Below are 20,636 nucleotides of genomic sequence, written 5' to 3'. Positions count from 1 at the left end.
CCGATAACTCAGCCTGTGGGGTAGAGACGCAGCCGCGCTTCCTGCTCAGGGCGATCCTTGTTCCGCCTGGCGTGCAGATGCTCGACGATAGCGCGCAGTCGCTGTCCCTGCCAGGCCTGGGCGTCGCTGCCGTAGAGCGCCCGTTCCAACCGCTCCGCCTCGGCCGCGAGCTCGTCGCTGTCCAGTGCTTGCACTGCCGCCTGCAGGGAAGTGATTGCCGGATCGTCCGCCAGCGCTGCTGCCCAGTTGATCAATGCGCTGCGCGCGGCTGCCGGCTGGTCCGAGGCACAGGTCGCCAGCAGCGACTTGTATTCACGGCGCGCGGAGTTGGCCACTGCTGTCGCTGTAGCTTCATTGGTGGCCACCCTGCGGCGCAACAGCAGGAACGTGGTGACAGCCCAGCCCAGGGCACACACCAGCGTCAGCGCTTGCCACAGCAGGTTGCTGCCGGCGGCAGGCGCCGGTGTGCTGGCGCCGGGATTCAGTGCGGGCGCGGTTGGGCCGACAGGCGCCGAAGTCTCCGGCGCCGCGGCGCTAACGTCCAGCGTGCGAGCGGGAATGACGGCAGTGCGCATCACTTCGGCGTCAGTGTCCCACCATGGAATCTCCACCGCGGGCAGTTCGATGCGCCCTGCGCGTGTAGGCACAATCGCCACACTGTCGCTGCGCGAACCCAGCAGGCCGCTGGATATTTCGCTGTCGCTGATGGCGGGCTGGTCCGGGTAGTGCTTGATGCCCGCAACCGGCTGGAACAGGACCGGCGGCAACTGTGCTCCCTGCACGCCTTCAGCGCGCAGCCTTACCGTGCGGGTCACCGACGCGCCCACTTGCAACGCATCCGGATCAGCGGACCATTCTTCCTCCACTACCAGGTTGCGTGCCGGCAGCCATGAATCGCCGGTGAATGCGGCCGGTCGCGGTTTTACCTCGATGCGTATCGGTTCGCTGTTAAGCCTCACCACGCGCCCGCGCGTGGAATCGAACAGACTGCGGCGGCGCACACTCTCGCGTGCGGTAAAGCGCAGCGCGGGAATTTCCATGGCGCCGCTTTGCTCGGGAAACAGCGCGTAGCGAACCTCGTATACCAGCCAGGGGCGGCCATTGACCTGGCGCTGGAACGATTTCTGTTCCAGCGGCACTACAAATGCCCCGGGCACCTCCAGTTCGGTGATCCGCTGATCATCCAGGTTGATGGCCTGCTGCAAGCGCACGGTGAGCAGCACCTGCCCCTGGACATAGACGCTGTCGCGATCGACTTCCGCCTCAAACAGTACTGTCTGCTGCCCCGGATCGAGCTTCGGTGCATCGGTGACCCGTATCTGGATAGGTGCGGTGCGTTTACTGCCAATTGTAAAAGCGGGGATTTCCAGTACCCCGGTGCGCAGCGGGGTGATTTCGAGTTGCAGCTGACGCTGGTGGCTGCGCTGGCCATTGACGATGCTGGTATTGCTGCGCGTGCTGCGGGACAGTACCTGGAAGTCGTCCTGCAACCCGGCGAGGTCCGCGCTGCCGAGGTCCTCGTCATCTTCCGAGGCACTGATCACCAGTTGCAGGGTGTCGCCCAGCGCCGCTTCAGTGCGATCCACGCTGGCCTCGACCACCGCCCACACACCGGGGCTGGCCTGAAGCAGCAGCAACACCAGTGCTGCACGCAGTGCTTTACCAGTACGTGTCATCATCTTTCGATTTTCCTTCTGCCTGGCGTCGTTGGCTCTGGTAACGGAATTTTTCCCGCAGCAGGCCCGAGGGGTCGTCCGGTACGCGACGCAGCCATTGTTCCAGTGCCTGGTCTTTTTCCATGTCGGCAGCGGTGTCGGCGTCGGTCATTGCCCGCAGTGCTTCCTGTGTCCTGGCCTGCTGCGGGTCCTGTCCCTGCTGCTGATTCTGTCCCTGCTGCGGCTCCTGTTCCTGTTCCTGTTGCTGGTCCTGTCCCTGCTGCTGGTCCTGCCCCTGTTGCTGGTCCTGTCCCTGCTGCGGGTCCTGCCCCTGTTGCTGGTCCTGCCCCTGTTGCTGGTCCTGCCCCTGCTGCTGGTCCTCTCCCTGTTGCGGGTCCTGCCCCTGCTGTTGCTGCTCTTGCTGCTGTTGTTTCAGCTGTTCCAGCAAGGCCAGGTTTTCCTCTGCGTCCCGGCGTCCGGGATCGCGCTGCAGTGATTCCCGATAGGCGGCAATGGCGGCATCCAGCTGGCCGGCGCGGGCCAGCGCATTGCCCCGGTTATACCAGCCGTCGGCGTTGTCGACAGCCGAGAAATGCTCGCTGGCCGCCTCATAGTCCCCTGCTGCAAAGGCGGCGGTGCCGGCCCACGCCGGGTCGGTAAACAGCTCTGCCGCAGCCGCCGCGTCGTCGCGCTGCAGCGCACGTTGCCCCTGCTGGTCGCGGGTCAGCCAGAGGTCGTCCCAGATACCGGCCTGCGCCGGCTGCGGCAGGGGCAGTACCAGCAGGGGCAGCAGGCAGACGACCCAGCCGCGACGAAACGCGGCCAGCGTCAGTGGCAGCAGCAGCAACACCAACCAGTAGCCCTGGTCTTCCCAGGCATCGGCAGAGCGATCCAGTGCCAGCATCTGGTCTGCATCTTCCAGCAGTGGCTGTGACAGCAGGAAGTCGAGGTCACTGTCGTCCACCTGCATACGCATGTAGCGTGCGCCGGTGGCGCTGGCCAGCTCGCGCAGCCTCTGCTCCTCCAGGCCGGGCATGACAATGGCGCCAGCATCGTCCTTGAGAAAGCCACCACGCGGCAGGGGCAGGGGTGCACCGGTCTGCGTGCCGATGCCCATGATGGACAGGCTAGCGCCGCTTCCGCGCATTGCGTCTTGCACCGCTTCGCGGTCCCGCTCTGTCATGCCGTCGGTGAGCAGCAAAATACGCCCGCTGCGGATGCCGGCGGAGTGCAACAGTTGCAGCGCCGAGGAGATAGCCCCGGCTGGCGCGGAACCGGGTATCGGCATCATGCCGGGGTGTAGCGCCGGGAGCAGGTTGGCAATCGTGGGCGTGTCATCGGTCAGCGGGGTCACGATGTGGGCGTCCCCGGCATAGGCGATCAGCCCGGTCTGGCCTTCGCGCCGGCGCTGCAAGAGGTCGAGCAGTTTCTGCCGGGCGCGATCAATACGCGAGGGTGCCAGGTCGCCCGCGGTCATCGAGTAACTGAGGTCCAGTACCAGCACCAGGGCGTCCTGCTTCTGCAATACCGGCTGTGCAACCTTCTGGAAGCTGGGGCCGGCCGCGGCCACGGTCGCCAGCACCCAGGCCAGCAGCACCAGTCCGGGCACCAGGCGGCGGGGGCTGCGCAGGCTGTCTTCGCCGATCAGGTGAGGCAGTAACTCCGGGTCGATCACGTTACTCCAGCCTGCGCTGTGGCGCCCCGAGCGCCACAGGATGATGAACAGCAGCAGTGCCGGCAGCAGCAGCCAGAGCCACTCCGGTCGCATCAGGTGAAAGCTCATCGGCCGCCCTCCGGCAGCGCTGCAGCGCGGCCATACGATCGCCAGCTGCGCCACAGCGCGAGAGCGAAGCTCGCCCCCAGCGCCAGCAGCAGCGGAATGTATCCCAGCGCCTGTCGCGGGCGGTAGCTGGCCGCGTCCACTTCTATCGGCTCGAGCTGGTCCAGCAACTGGTAGATGTTGGCCAGTTCAGCGGGGTTGCGGGCGCGGAAATACTGGCCACCTGTCAGCTTTGCAATTTCTTGCAAGCCTGCCTCGTCGAGCTCAGCGGAGGGGTTGACCTGGCGTGCGCCGAAGCTGGATCCGAAGATACCGGGCATGGTCAGTCGGTCGGCGCCGATGCCGATGGTATAAATGCGGATACCCAGGTCGGCTGCCAGCCGGGCGGCGTCAAGCGGTTGCACCGAACTGGCGGTATCCCTGCCATCGCTGAGCAGCACCAGCACACGACTTTCAGCCGGGCGTTCGCGCAGGCGTTTGACCGCCAGGCCGATGGCATCGCCGATAGCGGTGTCCTGGCCGGCAAAGCCGATCTGGGCCTCGAGCAGGAAGCGGCGCACGGTGCCGGTATCGAAGCTGAGCGGTGACTGCACGTAGGCGTTGCTGCCGAACAGGATCAGTCCCAGGCGATCCCCCTCGCGCTGCCTGATGAATTCACTGGCCACCTGCTTGACGGCGCGAATCCGGCTCACCATCTGGTCGGCCATCTCCATATCCTCGACCTTCATGGAGCCGGATATATCCACCGCCAGCATCAGGTCGCGGCCGCTGTTGGGCAGCTCGATAGGCTCACCCACCCACATCGGCCTGGCCGCTGCCAGCAGTAGCAGTAGCCAGAGCAGCCACAGCATCAGCATCGGCAGGCGCTGGTTACTGGCGCCGGCGGTGCCCTGGGTATCGCTCAGCTGTTGCCAGCGATCAAAGAAGGGCGCGCGCAGGGCCGGCTCCTGTCCGCTCGCCGGTGGCAGCATGCGGCGCAGCAGCCAGGGCAGGGGTGCCAGCAACAGCAGCCATGGCCACAACCACTCAATCATGCTGCCCCCGATGATGGCGAATCCAGTACCGGGCCCGCTGCAGGTGTGCGTCCACATCGCTGGCGTCCGCCTGGGGGTGATATTGCGCCTGCAGCGTGGCGGCAGAGAACTGGTGTCGATTGTCCATACCGCGGTTAAGCAACTCACACCAGGCCGCCCCGGTCGCCGCCGCGACTTCTCGCGCTGGATAGGCCTGCAGGGCGACTGCTTTCAGCAGGGCGTTGGTATCGGCCAGGGTCGCGGCGCTGTCGCCATGCGCCTGCCACTCCCCGGTTATTGCCGCCAGTTGCGCCAGGCCCTGGCGACGGTAGGCATTGCGCCGGTGACGTCGCCACAGCCACCACAGCGCCCAGCACGCGGCCAGGAGCAGCAGCACCGCCGCCAGCCACCAGCCCGGTGCCGGCGGCCACCAGCCGATGGGCTGGGCCTCGCGCAGGGGATTGAGCTGTGCCAGCGGGTCTGTCGGTGTCACCGCCCGGCCTCGCCATAGTAGGTTTGCAACAGTGACAGCGGGGCCTGTTCGGTGCTGGCCGCCAGCAGCGGTATCCCCAGTCGTTGCAGGTCCTGTTGCAGGGTTGCTGACTGCGCCGCCATGGAACGCTGGTAGTGTGCACGAATGCGCTGGTCAGCGGTGTCGAGTTCGCTGCGGCGTTCGCCGTCGGTTACGGCGTAGCGGCCGGCGCGCGGCAGTTCCCGCTCCAGCGGGTCGTGACACGCCAGGGCGGTGACCTGGGCATGGCGGGAAAGCTGGAACAGGTGCCTGCGCGCGTCCTCGGAGGTGGCACCGGCAAAATCGCTGACCAGGTAGATATCGCTTCCCGGTTTGGCGATCCTGCGCAGGTTGGCAAGCATCTCCGCGAAGCTCTGGTTTTCGCGCTGCGGCGCCAGTGGCAGTGACGCGTTGAATGACTCTATCTGGGACAGCAGTGCCAGCACGTTGCGCCGCGAGCGCCTGGGGCGGATTTCGCTGTGTTCCCTGTGGTTGAACACCAGGCCGCCGATGCGATCGCCCCCGTCCAGTGCCGCCCAGCTGAGCAGGCTCGCCAGGTGCGCGGCGAGCACGGACTTGAAACAGTGCCGGGAGCCGAAAAACATGGCGGGACGCTGGTCGATCACCATGATTACCGGGCGTTCGCGCTCTTCGCGAAACAGCTTGGTGTGGGCCTCTCCGGTGCGCGCGGTTACGCGCCAGTCGATGCCGCGTATATCGTCACCGGGCTGGTAGTTCCGCACCTCCTCGAAGTCGATACCGCGACCGCGAAAGTTTGACTTGTTGGGCCCGGTGATATGGTTGAGCGCACGCTTGCGGCGTGCCAGCTTGAGCTGCCGTGCCGGGAAACGCAGTGCGATCAGTTGTTCCAGTGCAACGTAGGCGCCCCGGGCGGGATGGGTGAACTGGGGGCGCAGCATCAGCCCACCGGCACCAGTGCCAGCAGTTCACGGATGACGCGGTCGGTGCTGACACCTTCGGCCTCCGCCTCAAAGCTCAACAGCAAGCGGTGCCGGAGCACGTCTGCGGCCACTGCCTGCACATCGTCGGGGCCGACGAAATCACGGCCCGCCAGCCAGGCGTGGGCGCGGGCGCAGCGATCCAGGGCTATGGTGGCCCGGGGGCTGCCGCCGTACTCGATCCAGCTGGCCAGTTCCTCGCTATAGGGCTGTGGTGAGCGGGTGGCGATGATCAATTGCACGATGTAGTCCTCTACCGCCGGGGACATGTGCAGTGCCAGCGCCTCCCGCCGGGCCTGGAATACCGATGCCTGGGGCAGGGGTGCAGGCATGTCAGCGGCCGGCGTACTGGCCTCTGCCCGCGTCAGTCGCAGGATGGCTGCTTCTGCCTCGGCGTCGGGGTAGTCCACGTTGACGTGCAACAGGAAGCGGTCCAGTTGCGCCTCCGGCAGCGGATAGGTGCCTTCCTGCTCAATCGGGTTCTGGGTGGCCATGACCAGGAACAGTTCCGGCAGGTTGTAGGTTTCCGAGCCCACGCTGACCTGGCGTTCCGCCATGGCCTCGAGCAGCGCTGACTGCACCTTGGCCGGGGCGCGATTGATCTCGTCAGCCAGCACCAGGTTGTGGAAAATCGGCCCGCGCTGGAAATGAAAGCTGCCTTCCTGTGGCCGGTAAATCTCGGTGCCGGTCACATCGCCCGGCAGCAGGTCCGGGGTGAACTGGATGCGCTGGAAATCGCCTTCCAGGCCGTCGGCGAGGCTTCTTACGGCCCGGGTCTTGGCCAGCCCCGGGGCGCCCTCTACCAGCAGGTGCCCGTCCGCGAGGAGGGCGATAACGATGCGTTGGACCAGGTGAGCCTGGCCGATAATCTGGCCGCTAAGCCACTCCTGCAAAGCCCTGACGTCTGCGCTTGCCACGCGTACTCCTGTTGTTCTGTTGAGTTTGGTCAAATTGAGAAGGCACGCATTGTAGCGCACCCTGATCACCGGTCTACACCCGCAACGTCCCGGGGTTGTACGCAACCGGCCGGGCGCTGCCATGCCCGGCGCAATCTGTGACTTTTCACCGTGGTAAAAGTTCCTGTCGGGTCACGCAAGGGCGACGCTTTGGTCTAGACTTGCAGCAAAGCGGGCCACCAGTGCCGGCCAATGGATAATGATGGGGGCGCACGCAATGATGTGGGAAAAGTTCAAGGACAGCCTGATAGCGGAACTCGGTCAGCGTATCGAGGCAGAGGCTGACCCCGCGCGTCGGGATTCGCTGCAGAATCTTGCCGATACGTTTTATCGGCGTTTCGCCGCCGAAGATATGCATGGTCGCTCAATCGACAATCTTTACGGCTGCCTGGTGCACCTGCTGTCGCTGATGGACCAACCGGTAAACGAGAGCCCGCAGTTGCTGATTTTCAACCCCGAGTTGCAGAAGCACGGCTGGGAAAGTAACAACACCATTCTGGTGATTCATTGCCGCGGCATTCCCTTTATTACCGCATCCGTGCGTGGCGAAATCAATCGCCGCAACCTGCCGATTCGCGTGATTGCCAGTACCAACCTCGCGGTGCGTCGTGCGCAGGATGGCTCGCTGGCTGAGATTCTCGGGCACAGCGAAGACACCGACGCGGATTGCCCCAGCGAGGCCCTGGTGTACTTTGAACTGGCGCGTCACTCCAGCCCGGAGGCACTGGACGAGCTGCGGCATACGCTGCTGGATATTCTCGGTGAAGTGGCGGTGGTGGTGGATGACTTCCCGGCCATGACAGAGCGCCTCGATGCCACCGTGCAGATGATTCGCGACAGCGACTGCGTGGACGCCGACCTGCGCGAAGAGGCGGCCGCATTCTTCGTGTGGATGCGACAGCAGCACATGACCCTGCTTGGCTATGAATACCTGGTCGTGGACCGCTCCGGCGAGCGGCCTGTGGTGAGCGCATCGCAGGACAATCGCCTGGGTTTGTTGCGGTTTCGCCAGACCCGTGGTGTCGAGGATCTGGAAACAGACCTGGCGGGTATGTCCGAAGAAGAGCTGCAGCGCCGGCAGCTGAGTTTCTCCAAGTCGCGTGAGCGTTCCCGCGTGCACCGGCTGACCTACCCTGACTATGTTGAAGCACGGGTGTTCAATGACGCGGGGGAAATGATCGGCCAGCACCGTTTCATTGGTTTGTATACGTCCTCGGTGTACACCATGCACCCCAAGTACATTCCCATCCTGCGGCGCAAGGTGCAGGCGGTGATGGATATGTCGCACATGGATTGGGCGGAGCACGAATCCCGGGAACTGGCCAGGGTGCTGGAACTCTATCCGCGGGATGAACTGTTCCAGTCCAGCATCGCGGACCTGTACAGCACGGTGAATGCCATCAACCGCATCCAGGAGCGCAGGCAAACGCGCCTGTTCGTGCGCCGGGATATCCATGGCAAGTTTGTCAGCTGTATCGTTTACGTGCCCCGGGATCGCTACACCACCGAATTGCGCGAACTGATAGGCAATATTCTCACCGATGCCTTCCAGGCGGAGGAGTCGGAGTTCACCACCCATTTTTCGGAGTCGATCCTGGTACGCTGCCATTTCGTTCTGCGGGTGAATCCGGACCGTGCCCTCGACTACGACGACAAGGAACTGGAAGACCTGGTAGTACAGGCCTCCCTGGACTGGGAAGATCGCCTGCGCAACCGCCTGATTGAAGAATTTGGCGAGGAACACGGCAACCAGTACGCAGTGCAACTCGGCGGCGGCTTCCCGGCGGGCTACCGCGATGATTTCGACCCGCGGATGGCAGTGGTGGACATCAAGAAGTTCCTGCGCCTGGTCAACGGCGAACGCCTGGCCATGTCGCTGTACCGGCCACTGGAAAACGGTGAGGACACCCTGCGCCTGCGCCTGTACAACAAGGGCGCCAGCCTGCCCTTGTCTGACGTGTTGCCCATACTGGAGAACCTCGGCCTGCGGGTGGTCAGCGAACGGCCCTACGGTGTGCAGGCGCAAAGTGGCGAGAGCTACTGGGTGCAGGAATTCACCATGTTGTACGGCCTGGCCGACAACGTCGACCTTGAGGAGGTAAAAGAGGAGTTCGAGGACGCCTTTGCCCGCATCTGGTTCGGTGAGGCGGAGAGCGATTCCTTCAACCGCCTGCTCATCGGTACGCGCCTGAACTGGCGTGAAATTGCGCTGTTGCGGGCCTATGCCCGGTATTTGCTGCAGCTCAATTTCCCCTACAGCGTTGACTACATTGCCGAGACGATGGCGCAGCACCTGCACATTACCGCGTTAATCGTGGAGCAGTTCCTGACCCGGTTCTCACCGGTGTTCGATGGTGATGAAGACTGGCGCGCGGAACGCGAGCTGGCGGTGGAAGAGCGCATCCTGACGTCCCTGGAAGAGGTGGAAAACCTGGGCCAGGACCGGATCATCCGCCAGTATGTCAAACTGGTCAAAGCGACGCAGCGCACCAATTTCTTCCAGCAGGAACCCGGCGGCGGCCTCAAGTCCTACATTTCCCTGAAACTGAAGCCGGCCTCCATTCCCGACATGCCGCGGCCCGTGCCCCTGTACGAGGTGTATGTCTATTCGCCTCGCGTGGAGGGGGTTCACCTGCGTGGCGGCAAGGTGGCGCGCGGCGGCTTGCGCTGGTCGGATCGCCAGGAGGATTTTCGCACCGAGGTGCTGGGCCTGGTGAAAGCGCAGCAGGTAAAGAATGCGGTCATCGTACCGGTGGGCGCAAAGGGGGGCTTTGTCGCCCGCCAGCTGCGTGCGGACATGTCCCGTGACGAGGTGCAGCAGGAAGGCATCGAGTGCTACAAAATGTTTATCCGCGGCTTGCTCGATATTACGGATAACCGGGGCGAGGTGTCGGTAGTTCGCCCCCCGCACTGTGTCGCCAAGGACGATGACGATCCCTACCTGGTAGTGGCTGCCGACAAGGGTACCGCGACCTTTTCTGACATCGCTAACGGTCTTTCGGCGGAATATGACTTCTGGCTCGGCGACGCCTTTGCCTCTGGCGGCAGTGCCGGTTATGACCACAAGAAAATGGGCATCACCGCCAAGGGCGCCTGGGTTTCGGTGCAGCGCCATTTCCGCGAGATGGGTGTGGATGTGCAAAACACCGACTTCACGGTGGTGGGAATTGGCGACATGGCCGGCGACGTGTTCGGTAACGGCATGCTGCTGTCGCGTCATATCAGGCTGCTGGCGGCGTTCAATCACCTGCATATTTTTGTCGACCCCAACCCGGATGCCGAGACCAGCTATCAGGAACGCGAACGGCTCTTCAACCTGCCGCGATCGAGCTGGGCAGACTATAACCGCGAGCTGATTTCGGCCGGTGGCGGGGTGTTTTCCCGCGCCGCCAAGTCCATCACCATTTCCGAGGAGATGCGTGAGTGTTTTGATATCGAAGCGCAGCAGTTGACACCCAACGAGCTGATTTCGCACCTGCTGCGGGCGCGCGTCGACCTGCTGTGGAACGGCGGCATCGGCACCTACGTGAAGGCCTCCAGTGAATCCCACGTGGCCGTCGGCGACAAGGCCAATGACAGCCTGCGGGTAGATGGCAGGGCCCTGCGCTGCAAGGTGGTAGGCGAGGGCGGCAATCTCGGTATGACGCAGCTGGCACGCGTGGAATACGCGCTTGCCGGCGGGCGCTCCAATACCGACTTTATCGATAACGCCGGCGGCGTCGATTGCTCAGACCATGAGGTCAATATCAAGATCCTGCTCAACGCGGTAGTCGCCCGCGGCGACCTGACGGAAAAGCAGCGCAACCAGTTGCTGGTGGCGATGACCGACGATGTGTCGCGGCTGGTGCTGAAAAACAATTACCGCCAGGTGCAGGCCATCAGCCTGGTGGAGCGCCAGGCCGAGGAGCGCTTTGGGGAATACCGCCGGCTCATCCAGAGCATGGAGGAAGCGGGTCGCATCGACCGCGCCCTTGAGTTTCTGCCCAGCGAGGAAGAGTTGACCGAGCGCCGGGCGCACAACCAGCCGCTGACGCGCCCTGAGCTGTCGATCCTCATTTCCTACAGCAAGGCCATTCTCAAGGAAGAGTTGATCGACTCTGACCTGGGCGCCGATCCCTTCCTGTCAGACCTGGTCAAGACAGCGTTCCCCGGGCGCCTGGTCGATGAGTACGGCGAGGAGATACTCAGCCACCGCCTGCACCGTGAGATCATGGCGACGCAACTGGCCAATGACATCATCAACCGCATGGGGCTCAATTTTGTACTGCGCCAGGCACGTGCGACGGGGGCGGGTGCCGCGGACGTGGCCCGGGCCTACATCACGGTCATGGAACTGTTCCGCCTGCGCGAATTGTGGGACTGGATCGAGTTACTGGATCACAAGGTCGGCAACGACGTGCAGATGGATATGATGCTCAAGCTGTTGCGTCTGGTGAAACGCGGCACGCGCTGGCTGTTGCGGAATCGCCGGCACGAGCTGAAGCCGACAGCCCTCGTACAGGAGTTCAGCGCCGGCCTGGAAGCCCTTGGCGACGCCTTCCCGGACATGCTGCGTGGTAGCACGGCGGAGCAATACCAGGCGACATACGAGCGCTACCTGGAGCAGGGTGTGGGAGAGGACCTGGCGGCCCGCGTTGCCGGCACGCACCAGGCCTACACCGCGCTGGGTATCATTCAGGTGGCCACAGAGACCGAGGCGCCGCTGCAGGATGTGGCGCGGCTTTACTTCTTCATGGGTGAACGACTTGAACTCGACTGGTTCAGCGCGCAGATACTCGCCTCCAAGGTGGAGAACGAATGGCAGGCCCTGGCCCGGGATACCTATCTCGAAGACCTGGAATGGCAGCAGCGCACACTGGCGGTGGGTGCACTGAAGTACCTGCCCGACGATGGCAATCTACTGACCTGCCTGCAGCGCTGGGAGGCAGAGCAGGGCGCGCTACTGGAGCGTTGGCAGGACATGCTGGCACAGCTGCATGCCAACGAAGCGCCCGACTTCGCCATGTTTGCGGTGGCGAACCGGGAACTGCTCGATCTCGCGCAAAGCAGTTTGCGCAGTGCCGCGCAAAGCCCCGCAACGGGGCCGGGCTAGGGTGGCGCTACTGGAGTTTTGGGGGCTCGCCGCAGCCTAGACAGCGCGCAATTTGTGCACACCGGATACACCGGTGAGCCCATCCCAATGGTCTGAGCGACCTTCCCGCCAGCCGGAAATCCAGGCCTGGCGGTGGGCATCGTTTTCGTGGGGGCAATCTTCCTGGCTGCGGCCACCCAGGCCCGCCTGATAACCCTTGTCGAATGCCCTGGAATTCATATCGCGCTTCTGTCTTCTCATAAAGACTGCCTCCGAGTGAGATGTGATCTCCGTGCGGGGCTGCGAGGTCTGCCTCGCTCACCGCGTACGGTGTTCGTTTCGAGTCTGTTCTGGCGTGTATTTGACTTTAACAGCGAAGCAATACAGCGAAGGGTACCCGCGGGTACACCCTAATCTAAGCAAAGCCGGGCGCTTCTCGCCAACAACGTTTTGTTCTGATAGCCGCGGATCGATATAACGAATTCATCGCTCGCCGCCACCTGAGACCGGATTGTTGCGAAATGTGCGCTTTGGTCTGGTTCCGGTCAGAGGTCGCTGGTACGATAAATCGCCCGTTCCAAGCGAGGTGATGATTCGATGTTTGAACGCAATAAGAATAAGCAGTCGGCACCCCCGGCACAGCCGGAGAGTGCGCGGTCTGCGCCCTCGACCACTGCTACCGCCAACCCGGCCCCCGGGGCCAGCAACAATACGACCAAGCCAAGGAGCACCGCCATGATAGGACCCAGTATCGAAATCAAGGGTACCGTGACCGGAGACGAGGACCTGGTGATTCAGGGCAAAGTCGAGGGCACTGTCGATCTGGGCGCCCACGAGGTCACCGTGGGTGAGTCCGGTAAGGTCAATGCCGACATCACCGCGCGCACCGTGCGCATCGATGGCGAGGTTTCCGGCGATATTCGCGGGATCGAAAAAGTGCTTATCTCAAAGTCAGGCAACGTGCGTGGCAATATCACTGCCCCGCGCATGACACTGGAAGACGGGGCCATCTTCAAGGGCGCCATCGATATGGATCCAGGCGAACCGGCGGCCAAGGTGTCACTGGCCTCCAAGGCCGCGGACAGCAAGTCGGAAGCGCCGGAACTGGACCTGAAAAGCGGCTGACGCACGAATTCCGTTAGCACCATGACTGAGCAGCAGGGAAGCCAGCTGCTGTCGGGACTGTTGCAGGCTCTCAAGGAGGAGCGGCACCTCAGCGTGCTGCATATCGGGCCTGTACAGCCGGAGACAGTGGCATTTTTTTCCGCTTTCCCCTGCCGCCTGTATTTCAACGACCTGTTTGCCGAACTACCCCTGTCGCGCAGCGACGACGAGGACAACAGCTTGCAGCAGCGCGTGCGCGAACTGCTGTGGTATGCGGACGATGTGCGCTTCGATATCTGCCTGTTCTGGGACATCTTCAACTACCTTGACGAAGCCGCGGTGACGGCTGTAATGGACGTGCTGCGCCCGCGCATGGTCCCCGGTGGCCGGGCGCACTGTTTCAGCGTGCACAATACGCGCAGTGAGCAACGGGACAGGAAGTACGCCATCGTTGCCGAGGACGAACTGAGGCTGCGGCCGCGGGAGCGGCGCCTGGAAGGGTACCGGCCTCATCCGCAGGGCAGGCTTAAACAGCTGTTGCAGGGGCTGGAAGTGGAACGCTCGGTGTTACTGGCGGACAGTCGTCTCGAACTATTGTTGCGGGCGCCGGGCGGCCCGCGTCCGGGCGGCCCGCGCAAGGGCGGCTAGGCTTTCTCTTCCTCGGTCCGGTACAGCCGCATACCCCTGGCCTGGTAGTTGGCCAGCGCGGCGGGGTGATCAAGTGAACAGGTGTGTACCCAGACCCGCGATACCGGCTGCCAGTCCCAGGCCTGTTGCAGGGCATTGCTCAGCAGGTAGCCGCCGATGCCCCTGCCGATAAAGGCGGGCGTCAGCCCGAAATACATGATCTCCACCGCTGTGCCCTGTTTCTGCAACTCGAAGTAGCCGGCGGGGGCGCCGTCACTGTATGCGACCCAGGTACGCAGGTCATCAGCCTCGGCATAGGCCTGCCATTGCTCGTCGCTCCAAGTCAGCTTGTCGGTCCACTGCCAGGGGGCGCCGACCAGGCTGTACAGGAAGCGATTGAAGGGGTATTGCTTGACCCTGGCTTCCCTCACCTGCACACCGCGGGCATCGCTTTGCGGGCACAGCTGCTCCCTGGCAAGCATCTCCAGGTAGTAGGTGGTAACGGCTGTCACGCCTGGTCTTGCCAGATCACCTTATCGCCGCTGGCGTACCAGGCATCGAGCAGCGGTTCATAGGCGCCCTCGATAACATTGCGCTTGATTTTCATGGTCGGCGTAAGGAAGTCGTTTTCCACCTGCCAGGATTCGCGCGCCACGGCGATGAATTGCAGTTTCTCGTAGCCTTCCACTTGTGCGTTCACGCTGTTCAACAGCTGCTCCAGGTGCGCGGTGGTCTGGGCGCGGAACTCAGGATCATCGTATTTTTTCTGCAGTTCCTCGGCCAGCTGTACCACCGCATAGCAGGCCGGTCGTCCCGAGCCGGCAACACAGCACTGCTCGATCATGCCATCCGAACTGAGCATGTTCTCAATGGGTACCGGAGCGACGTACTTGCCCTTGCTGGTCTTGAACAATTCCTTGACCCGGCCGGTAATGCGCAGCAGCCCGTTTTCATAGACACCGCGGTCCCCGGTCTTGAAGTAGCCGTCTTCGGTCATCACCTCGGCCGTAAGATCGGGTTGTTTGTAGTAGCCCATCATCAGGCCCGGTGACCAGATCTCGATTTCGCCGCTGTCGGAGATGCGTGATTTCACCTCCAGTGCCTGCGAACCGACATAGCCCGGTGCGCGCCTGTCGTCGGTGGACATGTGCGAGTACGCGAAGTCCTCGGTCATGCCGTAGCCTTCCATGATTTTCAGGCCGAGCCTGTCGTACCAGCGAATCAGGTCAGCCGGGATAGGTGCCGAACCGCTGGCGGCCAGGCGCACGCTGCCCAGGCCCAGGCCATCGAGAACCTTCTTGCGCACGATATTGCCGAGAATGGGTATGCGCAGCAAGCGATCGAGCTTCTTCTCAGGGAATTTCTGGAATACGCCGGACTGGAACTTCAGCCACAGCCTGGGAACGCTGATGAACAGGGTCGGCTGCGCCCGGCGCAGGTCCTGCAGGAAAGTGTCCAGTTCCTCGGCGAAGTAAATGTGCACGCCCTGGTAGATGGAGCCCGCCTCCACCAGTGCCCGCTCCATGACGTGGGCCAGGGGCAGGTAGGAGAGAATGCGGTCGCTCTCATTGACCTTGAGCACCTCGCCTTGCAGGTAGGCGGGCGCGGAAATGGAGCCGAAGGAGTGGGCCACGCCCTTGGGCTTGCCGGTGCTGCCGGAGGTGTAGCAGATCAGCGCGCGTTGCTCGGCGGGCCACTCGGGGTTGCTACTGATGGGCGGCTGGTTGGCAATGATATCGTCCCACTTCGGGTAGTCGGTTTCCGGCGCCAGTGGCAGCGCAATCTTGGGCAGGGCATCATCGACCCCGGCCTTCATGTTGTCCCAGCCGTCGAGTTTGCCCACGAACACCAGCTTCGACTCGGAGTGATCGAGGATGTATTGCACGGTGTCCGCGGTGAGCGTGGGGTAGAGTGCCACCGTACAGTGGCCCGCCATCCAGATGGCGAGCTCAGCGATGATGAAATGCGCGCAGTTCTTGGAGATCATCGCGATGTTGCTGTTCGGGGGCAGGTCCAGCGATTGCAGGTGAGCCGCCATCCGTCGCGCCTGTTCCATGGTTTCGGCCCAGGTGTAGTCGATGGCCTCGCCATTCACGGGCTGGGTCATGAACACGCGTTGAGGGTGTTTCTGTTCGCGCTCAAAGGCGGCCTGGAGGACCAGTTTGTCAGCGGCTTGGGTCATGGTGTGGTTTCCTGTTATGTAGTGAAGCGTTAATACCTGAATCCTGGCCCGCAGGCAACGGTTTATGTTTTCGGCGCGGACGTGGCGAGAGCTTCGTCGAGCAATTCTATCCAGTGGCGTACCGGTATGCCGGCGGCTTCACCCAGGTGCAACTGGCAGCCGATATTGGCGCTGACGATGACGTCGGGCCGGTCGCCACTGAGTGCGGCCAGTTTGCGTTCGCGCAGGCGGCCGGCCCGCTGCGGCTGTAACACCGAATAGGTGCCGGCAGAGCCGCAACAAAGGTGATCGTCGCGGGTGACGCTCAACTCGAAACCGGCGCTGCTGAGCACGCGCTGTACCATCCCACCCTGGCGCAGGGCATGTTGCTGGCTGCAGGGCACATGCACGGCGATGCGCTGCGTGCCGGCGGCGCGGCCAAGTTCAGCCAGGTCCTCCCCGGCAATCACCTCGGCGATGTCACGGTGCAGGGCTGCAATGCGGGCGGCCTTGTGAGCATAGCCGGGGTCGTGCGCCAGCGCCTTGCCATACTCTGCAAGCATGCTGCCACAGCCAGTGGCGCAGGACACGATTGCCTCAACGCCCGCTTCTACCTGCGGCCACCAGGCATCGATATTGCGGCGCATGTTGTCCAGGCCGGGCTCATGCGCGCCGAGGTGATAGTTGACGGCGCCACAGCAACCGGCCGAGCGCACCGCTACCAGGCTGATGGCCAGGCGGTCCAGCACCCGCGCGGCGGCGGCGTTGGTAGCCGGCGTGGCGGCCTGCTGCACGCAGCCATCGAGCACCAGCATGCTCCGCTTGTGCAGTGCCCTGGGCGGCTCGCCCACTTGCTGGCGGGGCGGTATTTTGCCGGCCAGGGCGCGGGGCAGGGCCGGGCGCAGCCACTGTGCGGGACGCAGTAACAGGGCAAACAGTGCGGGGCGCGAGAACACCTGCCGCAGCAGGCCTCGCCACGCCCGCTGCGGCAGTGGCCGCGGTGCGTCGCGCTCCATCATGCCGCGGCCGATATCCAGCAGGTTGCCATACTGCATGCCGGAGGGGCAGGTGGTTTCGCAGCTGCGACAGGTCAGGCAGCTGTCCAGGTGGCGGCGGGTCGCCGCGCCGGCCGTGCCGGTTTCCAGCAGCTGTTTGAGCAGGTAAATCCGCCCACGTGGGCTGTCGCGTTCGTCACCCCCGTCCAGGTAAGTCGGGCAAGTTGCCAGGCAGAAGCCGCAGTGCACACAGGCGCTGATCAGCTTGCTTGCCTCGACGGCGTCCTGGTCCTGTTGCAGGCGGGGATGCAGATCGACATACATGGCGCTAAATCCAGCTATACAGGCGGCCCGGGTTGAATATACCCGCCGGGTCAAAAGCCTGTTTGATTCGTCGCTGCAGCTGCTGCTGCACCGGGTCCAGCCTGCCGCGAACTTCGCTGCTGCGATCGCCGCCCTGGAACAGGGTCAGGTGCGCGCCTGCAGGCAGGTTCAGTGTGCGCACGTCGCCCTGTAGCCAGCGCACCGCGCCGCCCCAGTCGATAGCACGGGTCAGCTGCGCAATATGCGGCGTATTGGGCGCGCAGGACAGCCGCCACAATGGCTCCCCACCCTCGAAGAGCGGATGCTGAAGCTCCCGCAACTGTGCCCATATGCTGTCGTCGACCTGCTCCCCGCCCCACAGGGACGCCGTGTGCCGCACCGCATTCTCGGCGCCGGCCAGGCGCAGATACAGGCGTCCCTCCAGCCAGCAGGCGCCTGTCAGCGGCCTCGACTCCAGCGCGCGGGTGCACATGGTCGAGATGGCTGCTGCGGCCGGCATGTCATAAGCCAGGGTGAGCGTTGCTGCCGGCAGCGGCAGCACCTTGCAATGCACCGCGGTGATGACACCCAGGGTGCCCAGTGCCCCGGCCTGTAATCGCGATACATCGTACCCGGCCACGTTTTTCATGACCTTGCCGCCAAAGTCCAGCGTTTGCGCGCGCCCGTTGATCAGTTGTACGCCGAGTACGGCATCCCTTATCGAGCCCAACCAGGGGCGGGCGGGGCCGGACAGATTGCAGGCCAGGGTGCCACCCAGCGTAGCGCTACCCTGCAGTTGCGGCGGTTCAAAGGGCAGGGTCTGGCCATATTCGGCCAGCGCGTCTGCCAGCGCCACCAGCGGTGTGCCCGCACGTGCACTCAGCACCAGTTCGTCCGGCTGGTAATCGATAATGCCGCTGTGTCCGCCAATATCCAGTGGGGTGGCTTCACAGTCGCGCCCGATCAGCTTGCGCTTGCTGTCGCCGCCGCGGATATACAGCGGGCTGGCATCAGCGCACGCTGCCGCCACCGCCTCGCGCAGTGCTTCAGTGCGATCAGCCATGTCCATGCCGGCCAGGCAGGCTGCGGTATTCCTGGCAGCGCTTGAGAATGGGAATGCCTTTACCCGGGTTCAGTGTCAGCCCCGGATCAAAGGCCTGCTTGATGTCTTCCAGCTGGTGCAGTTCGGCCTCACTGAACTGGCTTTGCATCTGCGCCAGTTTTTCCACACCGACGCCGTGCTCACCGGTGATACAGCCACCCACGGCTACCGACAGTTCGAGTATATCCGCGCCGAACTTCTCCGCGCGGGCAATTTCGTCCGGGCAGCCGCCATCGAACATGATCAGCGGGTGCAGGTTGCCGTCGCCGGCGTGAAATACATTGGCGCAGCGCAGGCCGTATTGCGCGGACAACCGGGCAATCTCCTCCAGCACGTGCGCTACCTGGCTGCGTGGAATAGTGCCGTCCATACAGTAATAGTCCGGGCTCAGGCGCCCCACGGCAGGGAAGGCTGACTTGCGACCCTGCCACAACAAGGCGCGCTCGGCCTCGTCGGCCGATACCCTGATGGAGGTGGCGCCGTGGTCGGTAAAGATTTCGCGCACCGCGGCGATGTGCTGCTCCACTTCCTGCTCCGTGCCGTCCAGTTCACACAGCAGCAGAGCCTGGGCGTCCCGTGGATAGCCTGCATTGGCGAAGTCTTCAGCGGCCGATATCGCCAGCGCATCCATCATCTCCAGGCCCGCCGGAATGATGCCCGCAGCAATCACGGCGCCCACGGCGTCACCGGCCGCGCGCACGCTGCCAAAGCCCGCCATTACCACCCGCGCCAGCTCCGGCTGCGGCAGCAGTTTCACCGTGACCTCGGTGACGATGCCGAGCAGCCCCTCGGAGCCGGTGATCAATGCCAGCAGGTCGTATCCCGGGCTGTCCAGCCCGGCGCCACCGAGGGTGATCTTGTCGCCTTCCACGGTGAGCATATCCACCGCCAGCAGGTTGTGCGTGGTGAGGCCATACTTCAGGCAGTGCACGCCTCCCGAGTTCTCCGCGACATTGCCACCGATGCTGCAGGCGATCTGCGAGGACGGGTCCGGTCCGTAGTAGAGGCCATGGGGTGCGGCCGCCTGCGAAATGGCCAGATTGGTAACACCCGGTTGCACGCGCGCGCTGCGCGCCTGCGCGTCGATTTCAATAATCCTGTTGAGCTTGGACAATCCCAGCAACAGGCCCTCGGGGTGGGGCATGGCCCCGGCGCAGAGACCGGTACCTGAACCTCTTGCCACCACCGGCACCTGCAGGGAGTGGCAGCAGCGCAGGATGGCCTGTATCTGCTCCACAGTGTCCGGCAGCGCCACCGCAATCGGCAGCTCCCGATACAGCGACAGGCCGTCACATTCGAATGGTCGCTGGCTTTCCTGGTCTTCGATCAGGCCGTCAGCGGGGAGGATTTCGCGAAGCCGCGCCAGCAGCGCGTTTCTGTCTACGGCGGGCAGGGCGTTCACAGGTGCAGCACCACCTGGCGGGTGCCGTGGTAACGGCGGTGCTCCCAGAGGTAGATACCCTGCCACGTGCCCAGCAGCAGGTCGCCTTCGGTGAAGGGGATGCTCAGCTGGGTGGCGGTGAGCGCCGACTTGATATGCGCGGGCATGTCATCTGCACCCTCCAGGGTGTGGGTGTAAAGCGGGTCATTTTCCGGGACCAGGCGGTTGAGCCAGTTTTCCAGGTCGACGCGCGCACTGTCGTCGTAGTTTTCCTGTATCAGCAGGCTGGCCGAAGTATGACGGATGAACAGTGTACACAATCCCTCACGCTGCCCGCTGTCCTGCAATGCTGCACGGACCTGCGGGGTGAACGCGTGCAAACCCTGGCCGTCTACCTTGATATCCAGATATCCAATCATCGCTGCCTGGCTCGAGTGAACTAGAGCAGCAGTTTAATCGATTGGCGAGGAGATTTCGCACCCCGGGCAGTCGGTATCCAGTAAAATAGCGGCTGTTTTTGCTGAAGGAATCGCAATGGCCATCGCAATCTGGGTAGACGCGGACGCCTGTCCAAAAGTCATCAGGGAAATCCTGTTTCGCGCCGCGCAGCGGATGCAGTGGCCGCTGACGCTGGTGGCTAACCACGCCCTGCCGGTGCCCGCGTCGGAATATATCAGCAGCCGCCAGGTGCCGCAGGGCTTTGACGTGGCCGACGACTATATCGCCAGCCAGGTCAATGCGGGCGACCTGGTTATCACCTCGGACATCCCCCTGGCGGCGGAGGTGATCGCCAAGGGTGCGGGGGTGATTTCACCACGCGGCGAGGAGTTCACCGCCAACAATATCCGGCAACGGCTGAACATGCGTGACTTCATGGAGACCATGCGTTCCACCGGGGAAGTGCGCGGCGGGCCTGCGGCATTGTCGGATCGTGACAAACAGGTTTTCGCCAACGCCCTGGATCGCTACCTGGCCCGACACCGCTGAGCATTTCGTCAGGCGCTATGGTAGGCTGCGC

The 20,636-nt window shown here is 63.5% G+C and carries 17 protein-coding genes; 4 read left to right on the top strand and 13 right to left on the bottom strand.

The window, feature by feature from the left end:
* Nucleotides 1-8: 8 nt before the first annotated feature.
* From F0M18_RS01030 to F0M18_RS01005, 6 genes are read right to left on the bottom strand one after another with little or no spacing between them, the layout of a single operon-like run.
* On the bottom strand, nt 9-1,679 hold the full coding sequence (locus F0M18_RS01030; RefSeq protein WP_149609529.1) for a BatD family protein: 1,671 nt from the start codon (nt 1,677-1,679) through the stop codon (nt 9-11).
* Nucleotides 1,660-3,438 carry a VWA domain-containing protein gene (locus tag F0M18_RS01025; protein ID WP_262500788.1) on the bottom strand — a complete coding sequence of 593 codons (1,779 nt, stop codon included), beginning with the start codon at nt 3,436-3,438 and terminating at the stop codon, nt 1,660-1,662. Before F0M18_RS01025 ends, F0M18_RS01030 begins: the two co-directional genes overlap by 20 nt.
* A complete protein-coding gene (locus F0M18_RS01020; protein WP_149609528.1) occupies nt 3,435-4,469 on the bottom strand; it encodes a vWA domain-containing protein in 1,035 nt (344 codons plus the stop codon). Before F0M18_RS01020 ends, F0M18_RS01025 begins: the two co-directional genes overlap by 4 nt.
* A complete protein-coding gene (locus F0M18_RS01015; RefSeq protein ID WP_149609527.1) occupies nt 4,462-4,941 on the bottom strand; it encodes a DUF4381 domain-containing protein in 480 nt (159 codons plus the stop codon). The genes F0M18_RS01020 and F0M18_RS01015 overlap by 8 nt, the downstream gene beginning before the upstream one ends.
* Nucleotides 4,938-5,879, bottom strand: coding sequence for a DUF58 domain-containing protein (locus F0M18_RS01010; protein ID WP_149609526.1), 942 nt, complete (start codon nt 5,877-5,879; stop codon nt 4,938-4,940). The genes F0M18_RS01015 and F0M18_RS01010 overlap by 4 nt, the downstream gene beginning before the upstream one ends.
* Nucleotides 5,879-6,835 carry an AAA family ATPase gene (locus F0M18_RS01005; protein ID WP_149609525.1) on the bottom strand — a complete coding sequence of 319 codons (957 nt, stop codon included), beginning with the start codon at nt 6,833-6,835 and terminating at the stop codon, nt 5,879-5,881. The genes F0M18_RS01010 and F0M18_RS01005 overlap by 1 nt, the downstream gene beginning before the upstream one ends.
* 256 nt (nt 6,836-7,091) lie before the next feature.
* Between F0M18_RS01005 and F0M18_RS01000 the strand changes: the two genes are divergently transcribed.
* Nucleotides 7,092-11,966, top strand: a complete 4,875-nt coding sequence (locus F0M18_RS01000; RefSeq protein WP_149609524.1) for an NAD-glutamate dehydrogenase — start codon at nt 7,092-7,094, stop codon at nt 11,964-11,966.
* A gap of 36 nt (nt 11,967-12,002) precedes the next feature.
* Here F0M18_RS01000 and rmf read toward each other — a convergent pair whose 3' ends face one another.
* Nucleotides 12,003-12,206: a ribosome modulation factor gene (gene rmf, locus F0M18_RS00995; protein WP_149609523.1), complete on the bottom strand. Its 204-nt coding sequence runs from the start codon at nt 12,204-12,206 to the stop codon at nt 12,003-12,005.
* Between the two features lie 474 nt (nt 12,207-12,680).
* Here rmf and F0M18_RS00990 point away from each other — a divergent pair, with 474 nt between their 5' ends.
* Together F0M18_RS00990 and F0M18_RS00985 are read left to right on the top strand one after the other, a co-directional pair.
* Nucleotides 12,681-13,070, top strand: coding sequence for a bactofilin family protein (locus F0M18_RS00990; protein WP_149609522.1), 390 nt, complete (start codon nt 12,681-12,683; stop codon nt 13,068-13,070).
* A 21-nt stretch (nt 13,071-13,091) separates the two neighbouring features.
* On the top strand, nt 13,092-13,697 hold the full coding sequence (locus tag F0M18_RS00985; protein ID WP_149609521.1) for a hypothetical protein: 606 nt from the start codon (nt 13,092-13,094) through the stop codon (nt 13,695-13,697).
* On the opposite strand, the gene F0M18_RS00980 is transcribed toward F0M18_RS00985, so the two are convergent.
* From F0M18_RS00980 to F0M18_RS00955, 6 genes are all read right to left on the bottom strand, one after another.
* Nucleotides 13,694-14,188 (bottom strand): GNAT family N-acetyltransferase, encoded by a 495-nt coding sequence (locus F0M18_RS00980; RefSeq protein WP_149609520.1) that lies wholly within the window; start codon nt 14,186-14,188, stop codon nt 13,694-13,696. The genes F0M18_RS00985 and F0M18_RS00980 overlap by 4 nt on opposite strands.
* On the bottom strand, nt 14,185-15,858 hold the full coding sequence (locus F0M18_RS00975) for an AMP-binding protein (protein ID WP_149609519.1): 1,674 nt from the start codon (nt 15,856-15,858) through the stop codon (nt 14,185-14,187). Before F0M18_RS00975 ends, F0M18_RS00980 begins: the two co-directional genes overlap by 4 nt.
* Nucleotides 15,859-15,920: 62 nt before the next feature.
* Nucleotides 15,921-17,156, bottom strand: a complete 1,236-nt coding sequence (glcF, locus tag F0M18_RS00970) for a glycolate oxidase subunit GlcF (RefSeq protein WP_149609518.1) — start codon at nt 17,154-17,156, stop codon at nt 15,921-15,923.
* Nucleotides 17,157-17,160: 4 nt separating this feature from the next.
* Nucleotides 17,161-18,198 carry a glycolate oxidase subunit GlcE gene (glcE, locus tag F0M18_RS00965; protein ID WP_149609517.1) on the bottom strand — a complete coding sequence of 346 codons (1,038 nt, stop codon included), beginning with the start codon at nt 18,196-18,198 and terminating at the stop codon, nt 17,161-17,163.
* A complete protein-coding gene (locus tag F0M18_RS00960) occupies nt 18,191-19,639 on the bottom strand; it encodes an FAD-linked oxidase C-terminal domain-containing protein (RefSeq protein WP_149609516.1) in 1,449 nt (482 codons plus the stop codon). The genes glcE and F0M18_RS00960 overlap by 8 nt, the downstream gene beginning before the upstream one ends.
* The gene (locus F0M18_RS00955) at nt 19,636-20,037 is read right to left on the bottom strand and encodes a secondary thiamine-phosphate synthase enzyme YjbQ (RefSeq protein WP_149609515.1); all 402 of its coding nucleotides are present in this window, start codon (nt 20,035-20,037) and stop codon (nt 19,636-19,638) included. Before F0M18_RS00955 ends, F0M18_RS00960 begins: the two co-directional genes overlap by 4 nt.
* 121 nt (nt 20,038-20,158) lie before the next feature.
* Between F0M18_RS00955 and F0M18_RS00950 the strand changes: the two genes are divergently transcribed.
* The gene (locus F0M18_RS00950) at nt 20,159-20,605 is read left to right on the top strand and encodes a YaiI/YqxD family protein (protein WP_223177897.1); all 447 of its coding nucleotides are present in this window, start codon (nt 20,159-20,161) and stop codon (nt 20,603-20,605) included.
* The last annotated feature ends 31 nt before the right edge of the window (nt 20,606-20,636 follow it).

The sequence above is a fragment of the Pseudohalioglobus sediminis genome (assembly GCF_008370495.1).
Classification (GTDB): Bacteria; Pseudomonadota; Gammaproteobacteria; order Pseudomonadales; family Halieaceae; genus Halioglobus.
Note: the sequence above shows the minus strand (reverse complement) of the source record. Positions and strands in the feature narration are given on the sequence as shown.